Genomic DNA, 13,419 nt, shown 5'->3' with positions numbered 1-13,419 from the left:
ATGATCCGCATGCCGTGACGTACGGGAACATCGCAACATGGTTCATGCCTCCCCCACTGCTGCCGGGCACTTAGTGGCGTGGCAGTCGCGCGCGGGCGAACTGCCCGCCGTGTTGGCCGAGGTCCTCGCCGTATGCGAGCAACACGGCGTCAACGAACGCGAGTGCGGTGATGTACTCGATCTGCTCGCCATGCTCGGCTGCGATGCACAGACCCAAGCGGCAGCGCTTTGGTTCGACGTGGCGCATCGCCATCCCCTGGTGTGGGAGCAGCGCGCGGCCTCGTTGAAGGAAGAGTTGCAACGACTGGTTGCCGGACAGATGGCCGCGGAACGCGTTTGGGCACTGCATGCGCAGCGGCCCCCGGAGGGTGGCTCCGAAGGTCTGCGGCGGCTATTGCTGGCGATCATCCGCGATCTGCGCGTGGTGTTCATTCTGCTGGCGCGGCAACTGGCAAAAATGCGTGCCGCCAGCACCTTGCCGGAAGGCGAACGGCAGGAACTGGCGCGCCTGACACGCGACATCCATTCACCGCTCGCCAACCGGCTTGGTATCTGGCAGTTGAAGTGGGAGCTGGAAGATCTGGCGTTCCGTTACCTGCAGTCCGATATCTACAAGCGGATTGCCAAACTGTTGGACGAGCGTCGCGGCGATCGCGAGAGCTTTATCCGCGAAACGCTGTCTGAACTGGGCGACGCGCTGCAGGAGGCGGATATCCATGCCGACCTGGCCGGACGCCCCAAACACATCTTTTCCATCTGGAAGAAGATGCAGCGCAAGGCAGTCGAGTTTTCCGACCTCTACGATATTCGCGCGGTGCGCGTGCTGGTCGATAGCGTCGCCGATTGCTATGGCGCGCTCGGCGTAGTGCATGCGCTGTGGCCGCATCTGCCGGGCGAGTTCGACGATTACGTGGCACGGCCCAAGAGCAACGGTTATCGCTCGCTGCACACGGCGGTGATCGGTCCACACAGCAAGACGCTGGAAGTGCAGATCCGCACACACGACATGCACCGCGCCAACGAACTCGGCGTGGCCGCGCATTGGCGCTACAAGGAAGGTGGCAGCGGCGATGCGGATTTCGAGGCGAAGATCGCCTGGATGCGCAAATTGCTGGAGCCGCGTAGCGATGACGGCGAGCTCGCAGCAGAACTGCAAACCGAACTGCTTGAAGATCGTGTCTATGTGCTGACTCCCAAAGGCGAAGTCGTCGACATGCCGCATGGCGCGACCGTGCTCGACTTCGCTTACCACGTGCACACCGAGGTGGGTCATCGCTGCCGCGGTGCCAAGGTCAATGGCCGCATCGTGCCGTTGACGCATCAGCCGCATAGCGGCGATCGCGTGGAAATTCTCACCGCCAAAATCGCCGAGCCGAGCCGCGACTGGCTTTCCGCACATCATGGCTATCTCAACACCAGCCGTGCACGCGACAAAGTGCGCGCCTGGTTCCGGCGCAGTGCGCACGACGCCAATCTTTCGGCAGGTCGCACCTTGTTCGAGCGCGAGCTCAAGCGTCTGGCGATGCTGGACACGGACCACACCAAGCTGCCCGCGTTGTTCAATCTGCAGACGCACGACGAATTGTTGATTGCGCTTGCCCTGGGCGAAATCAGCCCGGGCCAGGTAGCGCGCGTGCTGCAGGAGTCGCAGCAACCGCCTGAGCCGCCGAGCGTGCCTACGACGGCGCGACCGACGGTGTTCGATCACAGTGCGATCAGTATCGAGGGTGTAGGCAATCTGCTCACGGTGTTGGCGCGTTGTTGCCAGCCGCTGCCGGGTGATCCGGTGCGCGGCTTTATTACGCGCACGCGCGGGGTATCGGTGCATCGCGCCAACTGCACCAGCCTGGCACGGCTGGCGCGGCGCGATCCGGATCGGGTGATCGAGGTGAGCTGGGGGCACGCTGCTGCGCAGGCTTACGAGGTGACCATCCAGCTCAATGGGTATGATCGCAAGGGGCTGCAGAAGGACGTGGTGGGTGTGATCAGCAACGCCAATATCGGGATTATTGCTTCCTCCAGCCGGCTGTTTGCGCGAACCGGGGAGGTGGAGATGCGTTACACCCTGCGGGTGCGGGATTTTGAGCAGTTGTCGACGCTGCTGGATCGTTTGGCGGCGCTGCCGAATGTGGTGGAGGCGCGGAGGGTCGGGGCGGGGTAGGCTGAACGCAACATTCTGCCGCCAGCGCGGGTCGATGGCGCAATGTTAAGCTGCAAGCGTTCACTTGCCAGCTCGCGAGCCATGAGCGGAAACCGCCCCCCGAACGATCCCGGATATAACGGCCGTACCGAACCGAAACTGGGTGATCTTGACCACCTGGATAAACCGCGCCCGTCCGCCGAACCGAGCGACGGTTTGCCGCGGATGAACGTCGAACCCGGTTATCGCCGCCAGACGACGCCAGGCAAAAAAAAGCGCAAGAGTCCGCGCGGCTGGTGGATGCCGGTGTTGATCGTATTGCTGCTGGCAGCGATCGGGGGGCTCTGGATTAACCAGAATCGCTTGCGTGGTTTGATTCCGCACACAGATTTCGACGATGTCTTGCAGCGCGCGCAGACGGCTCTGCAGCAAGGTCATCTCGATGGCACCGATGGCACCAGTGCGCGCGAGCTGTTCGAAGCGGCACGCGCGCTGCAGCCCGACAACGACAGTGCACGGCAGGGGCTCAACGATGTGGGCCGTGCCGAAATCGCGCGTGCCGATGCGGCGTTGCAGGCTGGCCGTCTGGATGAAGCCGGGCAGGCGTTGACGAATGCACGCGAATTGCTCGGTGGTGGAAGCGATGTGGATCGCCTTACACAGGCGATTGCCAAAGCGCAGGCGACGACGGGGCAAACGGGAACGTTGATAGCCCAGGCGCAGCAAGCCTTGTCCGATGGCAAGCTGGATGGTCCCGATGGTGCTGCAGCGCTGTATCAACGCGTGCTGGCGGCCGATTCAGACAATGCCGTGGCCCGGCATGGTCTAGATCAGGTCGGCGACGCGCTTGCTGCTCAGATTCAGAAAGCGCTGGATGCAAAGGATGTTGCCACCGCCACCACGGGCATCGACCACTTGGCTGCCGTGTTGCCCAACTATGCGCAACTACCGACGTTGCGCGCCTCACTGGCGGCGTTGCAGACGCAGGCGAGCAGTACGCTCACCGATGCGATCAACCAAGGCAACGACGCACTGCGTGCCGGGCGTATCGCCGGTGATGGCGACGACACGGCGCTGGCGCATTTCAAGGCTGCGCTGGCGATCGATCCTGACAATCCGCAGGCCAAGGCAGGACTGGGTCAAGTTGCCGAAGCCTTGATCGTGCAGGCGAATGCAGCGATCGATAGCGGCGATACGAATCAGGCAAGGCAATTGCTCGGTCAGGCGGCGGCCCTCTCGCCGAAGTCGGCCGACCTGGTGGCTGCACGCGCGCGACTCGGTCAACCCGAGGCGTCGAGCGCGAATGACAACGACACCACGGCGACGACACCGTCGGCCACTCTGACACCGCAACAGCAAGTGCAAGTTGCGAACATGGTGCAGCAGGCGAAGCTCGCCGCCGAGCGCGGCAACATCATGTCGCCGCCGGGTGACTGCGCTTACGATCTTTATCGTGGGGCGCTGGCCATCGATGGCAACAACCAGGCGGCGCTGGCTGGTTTGCAAGGACTTTCCGGCCTGGTGGTGCGGCAATTCAATCAGGCGTTGAGCGCGGGCAATCTCAATAAAGCAGGCAGCTTGCTCGATGCGCTGGACAATCTTTCGCCGGGTGACGCCGGGTTGTTGCAGTCGCGTCAGCGGCTTGTCGATGCGTGGGTGGATCAGGCCGAGCGGCAGCTCGACAGCGGCGATCGCAACAATGCCGCGCAATCGCTGGAACAGGGGCGCAAGCTGATGCCGAACGATCAGCGTGTGCAGCAGCTCACCGTGCGCATGCAGGGTGGTGGATGACGGTATTGGTGTTCGGCGGAAGCGGCCAGATCGGGCACTACCTGCTGCCATTGCTTGCTGCGCGCGATGAAACTGTGGTGGCTTTGAGTCGCGTGCCACGTCCATCGACACCGGGCGTGACGTGGGTCACCGGTGGTCTTCCCGACAGCGTGCCTGCGGTCGACGGCATTTCCGCCATTTTCAGCTTTGGTCCGTTGCAACCGTTCGCCGATTGGCTGGGTGGCGCCAAGCTGCCGCATGCACCGCGTGTCGTCGCTACCAGTTCGATGAGTGCGGAAAGCAAGCGGACTTCAGAAGTGCCTGCCGAGCGTGAGCTGTCGCAACAGCTACGCGATGGCGAAAATGCATTGGCCGCCGCGTGTGCGCGGCATGGCAGTGAATGGACGGTGCTGCGTCCCACGCTTATCTATGGCGCGGGTCTGGACAAAAGCCTCACACCGATCGCGCAGCGTGCGATGCGCACCCGGGTGTTTCCGTTGCCGGCTGGGCGAGGCATTCGTCAACCAGTACATGCGCAGGATTTGGCGTTTGCCGCGCTGGCCGCACTCGATACGCCGGCATCTGCAATGAAAATTCTTCCCATGGGCGGCGGCGAGCGTCTGCCGGTAAGCGATATGTTCGCGCGCGTACGCCGCAGCTTGCCGGTCGATACGTTGCCGCTTCCCTTGCCGGGATGGTCGCTGCGTCTGGCTCGCCATGGGGTGCCGCGGTTACGCGGTCCGCTGAGCCGTTTGGAGGCCGATCTCATCGCCGACAATACGGACGTCATCCGGCTGCTAGGCGTCAATCCACGGCCCTTTCGCCCGGATGCGGACTGCTGGCAGCCCTCGGCTTGATCTGTCTGCACAAAGGCCGCACGCCGCCCCTGTTATGCCACGCTCGGGTGGTCCGTGTTCATCCGGCCGCCGGGTGGCGGGTCCTATGATCCGACCACGCCTAACCCGCCCACCTTTGCACTGGATATCCCCGCGTTGGACTTTCTGAACCGAATTCGATCGATCGCAAGCGCGTGCTGGCCGTGGCTGCGCATTCCATTCTGGGTCTGTACGGGACTGTTCTTCGGTTTCCTGCTGCCGTACTCGATGATCCTCAACAAGCGCGTACAGGATCGTTTCAACGATCTTGTCTTCGCCGTACCGACGCGCGTGTACTCGCAGCCTCTGCGTCTTGCCTCGGGCATACCGATGACACCGGCCGCGCTCGAAGTGGAGTTGACCTTCGGCGGCTATGTCGCCGACGGTCATGGTCAGGTGCCGGGCAGCTGGGCCAGGCAAGGCGGTAGCTATTTGATTTCATCGCGTGGCTACGCCGGTCCCGATGGCGGCGAGTTGCCCAAGCGCATACGCGTGACCTTGGGTCAGGGCACGGTGCAGTCGGTGACGGATCTGGGCACCGATAAATCGTTGCGCGAAACGCATCTGGATCCGGCGCGCATCGCCACCGTATACGGCTCCAAGCAGGAGGAGCGACGCATCGTGCAGTTGAACGATGTGCCACCCTTGCTTGTATCGGGTTTGCAGGCGGTGGAAGACCGCGATTTCAAACATCATATCGGCATCGATTTCACTGCCATCCTGCGTGCTGCCTTCGCCGATTTGCGCGCGGGACATACCGTGCAGGGCGCTTCCACGATTACCCAGCAGCTCGTGCGCAATCTGTTTCTAAGCCGCGATCAGAACATGGGGCGCAAGTTGAACGAGGCGCTGATGTCGGTGTTGCTGGAGATGCACTACAGCAAATCGCGCATCCTCGAGGCGTATATCAACGAAGTATTCCTCGGTCAGCAGGGTAGTCAGGCAGTGCGCGGTTTTGCCGCTGCGTCGGAGTTCTATTTCGGTCGTCGCCTGGAATACCTGCGTCCGCAGGAAGTCGCCTTGCTGGTCGGCCTGGTGAAAGGGCCGAGCCAGTTCGATCCGCGCCGGTACCCTGATCGCGCACTGGCCAGGCGCAATCTCGTGCTCGATCAATTCGCCAGCACGGGCCTGCTGACACCCGAACAGACGCGTGCCGCGCAGGCCACGCCGTTGGGTGTTATCGAAGACGGTCAGTTGCCGCACGATCGTTTCCCGGCCTTTATGCAGCTGGTGCGCGCGCAGATCACCAATGATTTCGACGAAGAGACCTTGCAGCAGGGCAATCTGTCTATCTTCACCACACTCGATCCGGCGGCACAGCTCTACACCGAGCAGGCGATCGACACGGCGATCAAAAACCTGGGCAAGCGCGGCGCCGATACGCAGGCTGCGGCCGTGGTCACCGATGCCAAGACCGGCAGCGTGCTTGCCGTCGTCGGCAGCAAATTGCCCGGCGACCAGGGCTTCAATCGCGCGCTGGACGCGCAGCGGCCGATCGGCTCGACCATCAAGCCATTCGTCTATCTGGTGGCGCTGACCCAGCCCGAGCGATGGAATCTCGCCACGGCACTGGACGATTCACCGATCAGCATGCGCCAGCCCGACGGCACGCCGTGGACGCCGCACAACGACGACAACCAGAGCCACGGCATGGTGCCGATGGTGGATGCGCTGGCCAATTCGTGGAACCTCGCCACCATCCATCTTGGCCTGGATGTGGGTGTGCCGCGCATCAAGTCGTTTCTCGACTCGTTCGGTCTTACCACCATCCAGCCTGGGCCCTCACTGCTGATCGGCGCGATCGATCTGGCGCCGGTCCAGGTCGCACAGCTGTATCAGTATCTGGCGTCCGATGGACACGCGTTGCCGCTGCTCGCGGTCAGCGGCGTGGTCGATGGCAATGGCCGCACCGTCAAGCGTTACGAAGTGCAGAGCGGGCAGGGCGAGTACCAGCCGGCAGTGCGCTTGATGACATGGGCCATGCAGCAGGTAGCGGTGTACGGTACCGCACACGCATTGGGCGACTCGAACCTGGCGTGGCTGCATACCGCCGGCAAGACCGGCACCAGCAACGATCTTCGTGACAGCTGGTTCGCTGGTTTCACGGGTGATCGTCTGGCGGTGTTCTGGATGGGCCGCGATGACAACAAGCCTAGCCATCTGTTCGGCGCGACCGGCGCTATGCGTGGCTGGCAGGAGTTGTTCCGCAAATTGCCCACGGAGCCGCTTTCGGCAGCGCCGGGTGAGGGGCTGGAAATGGCTTGGATTAATCCTGCCGACGGCAAGCGCAGCGATCCGCAATGCCAGGGCGCCAAGCAGGTGCCGGTGATTGCCGGTTCGCTGGCGACGGATTCGGAGGGGTGTTTCTGGCAAAAGGTCGGTAATCTGTTCGGCTCCGGCCAGGGCGATCCCGCGCCAGCCTCCACTGCCCCTACCGTAACCACCGTAACCCGAGAATGATCATGCAATTCCGTTCGTCACGCTTACTTACGCCTTTCATGCCTGCCGCCGTGGCGGGTGCACTGCTAACCGCCTGCGCACAGCCTATGCCTGAAGCGCCGAGACCGTCAGTAAAGTCCAACGCGGCGATGGTGGCGGATATTCAGGCTGCGGGTGAGCGCGATAAATCGGTCATCAACGTGCATCCGCTGAGCGATCCCGGTATTACCGCCTTGCAGGATGGTGCGCGAGATGATGAGCGCAACGGCCAGTACGACTCTGCTGCTGCCAAGCTGGATCGGGCACTGAAACTAAATCCCGATTCGCCTGGCGTGCTGCAGGATCGCGCTGAATTGGCCATCTATATGGGCAACTACGACATGGCCGAAAAGCTTGCGCACCAGTCCTGGTCGCTGGGTTCAAAGCAGGGGCCGTTGTGCGCGCGCAATTGGCAGACCATCGTCGAGATTCGTCAGCATGCCAATGATGCGGCGGGGGCTGCGGCGGCGATCAAGTGGGTCGGAGAATGTCGTGAGCCGGGGATTCAGCGTTACTGATGCGCGTCGTCGAGGGAGCGCGAGGATTTACTCCTCGCGCCAACTCAGAACAGCGAAATGAGCAACATCGCGATGCCCACGATGCTCACGGACCAGATCAAAGTGCGCAGATACGGAATGCCCAGCGCATACACAGGCACATAGATCAGTCGCGCCCAGAAATAAAGCTGCGCACCCAACACCGTCGTTGCGGTATGCCGCTGCAAAATACAACCAGCAAGCACAACCGCAGCAAAGAGCGCGAAAGTCTCCATAAAATTCGCCCTTGCACGATCCAGTCGTGCCACCACGCCCGTGAGAGGTGTGGGTGTAGCGTCGCGTGCGCTGGCAGCCCAATCCAATCCGCGTTGTCCGGTCACGCCCGTGGCGGCAACCACGACTTGCACCAACCCCAGCACGACACTCCACACCAGCATCTGCAACTCGACATTCATGGTGCTTCTCCCCCGTGGTGATGACGCGATAGTGAACCTCGGCAGTTCTTCGCGCTAGCGCTGAATACGTGACACATTTCCCCATATGGCCGTGCTGCGCGATACTGCGGCAATGACCGACCCCGATGACATCGGCGCGCTGCTCGGCGCCGACGGCCCGTTTGCCCGCGAGTTGCCGAATTTCTTGCCTCGTCCCGCGCAGCAGGCGATGGCGCGGGCTGTACATCACGCTATCGCCGAATGCGAAACGCTGATCGCGGAGGCCGGCACCGGTACCGGAAAAACCTACGCCTATCTGGTTCCGGCGATGTTGTCGGGCGAGCGTGTGATCGTGTCGACCGGCACCAAGGCGCTGCAGGATCAGCTGTTCTTTCGCGATTTGCCCAAGGTGCGCTCGGTGCTCGGCGCGCGCTTGAAGACGGCCTTGCTGAAAGGGCGCGCCAATTATTTGTGCTTGTACCGACTCGACCAGACGGTGCGCGAAGGTGCGAGCTTCGATCGGAACCAGGCGGGGCATTTGGCGGCCATCCGCGCCTGGTCCGCGCGCACGCGTCGCGGCGATCGCATGGAGCTGGCGGAAGTACCGGAAGATTCGCCGCTTTGGCTGCGCGTTACCTCCACACCTGAAAACTGCCTCGGCGTGGAATGTCCGTTCTATGACGATTGCCACGTGGTGGCGGCGCGGCGCGAGGCGCAGGAGGCGGATCTGGTGGTGGTCAACCATCACTTGCTGTTTGCCGATCTAGCGTTGAAGCAGGAGGGCTTTGGTGAGATTTTGCCGGGCGCGCAGGCATTTATTCTCGACGAAGCGCATCAGATTCCGGAGCTTGCCGGTCAGTTCTTCTCGCAAAGCCTCAGTGCGAGGCAGCTCAGCGAGCTGGCGCAGGATGCGTTAGCCGAATGCAACGGCATCACCGGTGCGATCGGTTTGCTGCTGGAACCGGTCGAGGCGCTGCAGGATTCGGTGCGCAAGCTTCGCCTCGCGCTCGATCCGTTGCCGTTGCGCGGGTCGTTCAACGAACTGCTTCAGCGCGAAGGTGTACCGGCGGCGTTGCGCGATCTGGGCGAATTGCTTGCCGCGCTGACGGACGTGCTCGCCTCGCAAGCCGAGCGCTCGCGCGGCTTGATGAATGTGCACGAACGCGCCGCTAGTTTGAGCGAACGCCTCGACCGGATTGCCGAAGCGCATTCCGAACAGGATGTGCGCTGGTATGAATTGTTCCCGCGCGGTTTTGCGTTGCATGCCACGCCGCTGGATCTGGCAGCGCCCCTGCGTACCATGCGTGAGCGCACGCACGCCGCATGGATCCATACCTCGGCCACCTTGTCGGTCGCCGGGCACTTCGAGCATTTTGCACGCCAGCTCGGGCTGGACGATCCACAGACGCTGAGCCTTGAAAGCCCCTTCGATTATGCGCGGCAAGCGCTCTGCTACATGCCGGATGGATTGCCCGATCCTGCCGCGCGCGATTACACCGAACGAGTGATCGACGCGGTGTTGCCGGTGTTGCAGGCATCGAATGGCCGCGCGTTCCTGCTGTTTACTTCACATCGTGCCTTGCGTCGTGCCGCCGAGCTGCTGGCCGATCGCGTGCCGTGGCCGTTGTTCGTGCAAGGCAGCGCGCCGCGACATCAGCTGCTGGAGGAGTTTCGCGCCAGCGGTCATGGCGTGTTGCTCGGCGCGGCCAGTTTCTGGGAAGGCGTGGATGTAGCGGGCGAAGCGTTGTCCGTGGTGGTGATCGACAAGCTGCCCTTCGCGGCGCCGGATGATCCGGTGCTGCAGGCTCGGTTGGAAGCGTTGGAGCAGGCAGGGATCAACCCCTTTATGGGCTGGCAGGTACCCGCTGCGGTGATTGCGTTGAAGCAGGGCGCGGGCCGACTGATTCGCGACGTGCACGATCGCGGTGTGCTGGTGCTGTGCGATCCGCGCCTTACCAGCAAGGGTTATGGGCGCTTGTTTCTCGCCAGCCTGCCGCCGATGCCACGCACGCGGGATCTCGCCGGCGTGCAGGCGTTTTTTGAAGATTCGTTGGAGCATGCCAACAACTAGCAAGTCACGGGCATGCTAGTTTCTGCCATGCATACGTATTCAGGCGGACAGGTCATACGCGCGCACGCAGAATCGGCAACCACTTGACCATCATGCGGGGAGCATGATCCATGAATCTAAATACAACGACGACGACCGGGCAGGACGAAGGGGCGCGCACCACGGCGAGGGTGGTGCTGATTGCTGCAGCTGCGGCGATCGGTGGATTCCTGTTCGGCTTCGATACGGCGGTGATCAACGGTGCGGTTGATGCGGTGCGTCATGGTTTTGGCCTTGGCGCGGGAGAGATTGGGTTTGCGGTGTCCTGCGCCTTGCTCGGCTCGGCGCTCGGTGCGTGGTACGCCGGTCCGCTCGCGGATCGGCTGGGCCGCGTACGCACCATGCAGGTGGCGGCGCTGTTTCTGGTGATGAGCGCTATCGGCTCCGGACTGGTGCACGGCGTGTGGGATCTGGTGCTGTGGCGCGTGGTCGGCGGTATCGGTGTCGGTATGGCGTCGGTGATCGCGCCGGCTTATATCGCGGAAGTTTCGCCGGCGAATGTGCGTGGGCGCTTGGGCTCCATGCAGCAGCTGGCCATCGTGCTGGGTATTTTCGTGGCCTTGCTTAGCGATGCGTGGTTGGCCAGTACGGCGGGCGGTGCAGCCAAGACGCTTTGGCTGGGGCTGGAAGCATGGCGTTGGATGTTCCTGGTCGCTACCTTGCCGGCGCTTATCTATGGCGTGCTGGTGATGGGCGTGCCGGAATCGCCACGGTATCTCGTGGCGCGCGGACGCCTTGCGGAAGCGCGCGTAGTACTCGCGAAAGTGCTGGATCTGCACAGCGATACGGCGTTGGATGCCAAGGTCAACGATATTGCGCATAGTCTGCGCGCGGAATATCGCCCGACCTTGCGCGATCTTCGCGGTCCGCGCGCAGGCCTGCTGCCGATCGTGTGGACCGGCATTCTGTTGTCGGTGTTCCAGCAGTTCGTTGGCATCAACGTCATCTTCTATTACTCGTCGACGCTATGGCATTCAGTGGGCTTCAGCGAGGCCGATTCCTTCTCGCTGACGGTTGCCACCTCCATCGTCAACGTATTGGTGACGTTGGTAGCCATCGCTCTGGTCGACAAGATTGGTCGCAAGCCGCTATTGCTGATCGGTTCGGCCGGCATGGCTGTCACGTTGGGATTGATGGCTTGGTGCTTCTCGCAAGCTACCGGCAGCGGTGCGACGTTGAGCCTGCCCGCGCCGTGGGGTGTCATCGCGCTGATTGCGGCCAATGCCTACGTGGTGTGCTTCGGCCTCAGCTGGGGTCCGATGGTGTGGGTGCTGCTCGGCGAAATGTTCCCCAACGGGATACGCGCTATCGCGCTTGCTGTGGCTGCAGCCGCGCAATGGCTGGCGAACTTCGCCATCACCAGTACTTTCCCGTGGCTGGCGCAGGTCGGTCTTAGCTTCGCTTATGGCTTGTATGCGTTCTTCGCCTTGCTCTCGCTGCTGTTTGTGATGCGCGCCGTGCGCGAGACACGAGGTATCGAGTTGGAAGATATGCACGCTTGATGCTAACGGTTTCGTTGCATCAGCTTTGACCACCCCTCCAACTGCTTGCGGGGGAGGGGTTCGTTTCAGGCGTCGTGAAGAGTGCGACTGTAAGCGTGCACTTCATCCACCAGCACTTTGACGTGCTCGGGATCGACCTCCGGCGTGATGCCGTGACCGAGATTGAAGACATGGCCTGGATGAGGGCCATAGCTGTCGAGCACGTTGCGCACTTCGCGACGAATGATCTCCGGACTGGCGCGCAGCACAGCAGGATCGAGGTTGCCTTGCAGGGCGACTTTGCCGTTGACGGCGCTACGCGCAACGTCTAGATCGACGGTCCAGTCCACGCCAAGTGCGGCGCAGCCCGTGTCGGCCATTTCGGCGAGATGCGCGCCGGCGCCTTTGGAGAAAAGAACCACCGGCAGGTCACGTGCGTGCACATCCGCCTGGAGTACCTCGACGACCCGCGCCATGTAGTGCAGCGAAAATTCTCGGAATGCCGAAGGAGTGAGCAGGCCGCCCCAGGTGTCGAACACCATCAGCGCCTGTGCACCTGCTGCCGCTTGCGCGATGAGGTAAGCCGCGACGGATCGCGCCAATGTGTCGAGTAGTTTGTGTGCCAGCGCAGGTTCGTTCCAGCACATCGCTTTCACGGTGGCGAAGTCACGTGAACCTTCGCCTTCTACCATGTAGCAGGCGAGCGTCCACGGACTGCCGGAGAAGCCGATCAGCGGCACGCGACCGTCGAGTTCGCGGCGAATCAGCCGTATCGCATCCATCACGTAGCGAAGCTCGCTTTCCATATCCGGTACGCCGAGCCGTTCCACATCGGCACGGCTGCGCACCGGGCGTGCGAACTGCGGGCCTTCGCCCTGCGCGAACGACAGGCCAAGGCCCATCGCATCCGGAATGGTGAGAATGTCGGAGAAGAGGATCGCCGCGTCGAGCTCGAAGCGTTTCAGCGGCTGCAGCGTCACTTCGCAAGCCAGCTCCGGATTCTGCGCAAGCGCCATAAAGCTGCCGGCTTTGGCGCGGGTGGCGCGGTATTCCGGCAGGTAGCGGCCGGCCTGACGCATCACCCACACGGGCGTGGTGTCGATGGGCTCGCGGCGCAGGGCGCGCAGCAAGCGGTCGTTCTTCAAAGGGGTAGACATTTATCGGCGTCCGTGGGGGCCATCCAGGCCCTGGGCAAACATCACGCGGAAACCGCGCTTGATTTGGGCGTCGCGCATTTTCTCAAAGGCGGCGATGGCCTCGTCGCGCTCCAGGTATTGGTCGCGCTTGAGCGTCGCGCGGCCACCCTGGGTGCCCGATTCGCGGTAGAGCGTCCAGCCGCCGAGCAGATCCTGCTCCAGCACGATCTGGACATAACGCGGCGCCTCGGCCGAGGCAGGCATGGTTTGCAGATAGAGGCGCATGGCGTCCATGGTTGAACGGTGCGGCTGTCATGCCGCAGAAACAGCATTCTAGGGCCTGTTCGCACTATTCGCGTAGCCCGCGTTGCTGTTGAGTGGCCGTCAGGTGGTAGTGCGTGGCGCAGGCTTGGCTGGCTGCCAAGTCAAGCCGCGCGCTGCCGCATGACGGCCACTCAACAGCAACCCGAAGGGCCGGGTCTGTTTGCCCACCATCCG

At 62.6% G+C, this 13,419-nt stretch carries 10 protein-coding genes; 7 read left to right on the top strand and 3 right to left on the bottom strand.

Annotated elements, in window-relative coordinates:
• Positions 1-37: 37 nt before the first annotated feature.
• The 5 genes from QQL64_RS10400 to QQL64_RS10380 all read left to right on the top strand — a co-directional run bounded on the left by QQL64_RS10400 (position 38) and on the right by QQL64_RS10380 (position 7,781).
• Complete coding sequence (locus QQL64_RS10400; RefSeq protein WP_284398989.1) at positions 38-2,161, top strand: RelA/SpoT family protein; 2,124 nt, start codon at positions 38-40, stop codon at positions 2,159-2,161.
• 81 nt (positions 2,162-2,242) lie between these two features.
• Positions 2,243-3,931: a tetratricopeptide repeat protein gene (locus QQL64_RS10395; protein ID WP_284398985.1), complete on the top strand. Its 1,689-nt coding sequence runs from the start codon at positions 2,243-2,245 to the stop codon at positions 3,929-3,931.
• Positions 3,928-4,767: an SDR family oxidoreductase gene (locus QQL64_RS10390; RefSeq protein ID WP_284398983.1), complete on the top strand. Its 840-nt coding sequence runs from the start codon at positions 3,928-3,930 to the stop codon at positions 4,765-4,767. The genes QQL64_RS10395 and QQL64_RS10390 overlap by 4 nt, the downstream gene beginning before the upstream one ends.
• A 135-nt stretch (positions 4,768-4,902) precedes the next feature.
• A complete protein-coding gene (gene mrcB, locus QQL64_RS10385; RefSeq protein WP_284398982.1) occupies positions 4,903-7,245 on the top strand; it encodes a penicillin-binding protein 1B in 2,343 nt (780 codons plus the stop codon).
• Positions 7,246-7,247: 2 nt separating this feature from the next.
• Positions 7,248-7,781 (top strand): tetratricopeptide repeat protein, encoded by a 534-nt coding sequence (locus tag QQL64_RS10380; protein ID WP_345782636.1) that lies wholly within the window; start codon positions 7,248-7,250, stop codon positions 7,779-7,781.
• A gap of 44 nt (positions 7,782-7,825) precedes the next feature.
• On the opposite strand, the gene QQL64_RS10375 is transcribed toward QQL64_RS10380, so the two are convergent.
• Positions 7,826-8,215: an MAPEG family protein gene (locus QQL64_RS10375; protein ID WP_284398978.1), complete on the bottom strand. Its 390-nt coding sequence runs from the start codon at positions 8,213-8,215 to the stop codon at positions 7,826-7,828.
• A gap of 112 nt (positions 8,216-8,327) precedes the next feature.
• Between QQL64_RS10375 and yoaA the strand changes: the two genes are divergently transcribed.
• Both yoaA and QQL64_RS10365 read left to right on the top strand, forming a co-directional pair.
• Entirely contained in the window at positions 8,328-10,265 is a 1,938-nt protein-coding gene (gene yoaA / locus QQL64_RS10370; protein ID WP_284398975.1) for a DNA repair helicase YoaA, read from the top strand.
• Between the two features lie 110 nt (positions 10,266-10,375).
• Positions 10,376-11,806, top strand: a complete 1,431-nt coding sequence (locus tag QQL64_RS10365; RefSeq protein WP_284398972.1) for a sugar porter family MFS transporter — start codon at positions 10,376-10,378, stop codon at positions 11,804-11,806.
• Between the two features lie 65 nt (positions 11,807-11,871).
• Here QQL64_RS10365 and hemE read toward each other — a convergent pair whose 3' ends face one another.
• Positions 11,872-12,942 (bottom strand): uroporphyrinogen decarboxylase, encoded by a 1,071-nt coding sequence (hemE, locus tag QQL64_RS10360; RefSeq protein ID WP_284398970.1) that lies wholly within the window; start codon positions 12,940-12,942, stop codon positions 11,872-11,874.
• Positions 12,943-13,206 (bottom strand): WGR domain-containing protein, encoded by a 264-nt coding sequence (locus QQL64_RS10355; RefSeq protein WP_284399743.1) that lies wholly within the window; start codon positions 13,204-13,206, stop codon positions 12,943-12,945.
• Positions 13,207-13,419: the final 213 nt, after the last annotated feature.

This window comes from Dyella lipolytica (assembly GCF_030160075.1).
GTDB lineage: Bacteria > Pseudomonadota > Gammaproteobacteria > Xanthomonadales > Rhodanobacteraceae > Dyella_B > Dyella_B lipolytica.
This window is presented reverse-complemented; position numbering and strand designations above follow the sequence as displayed.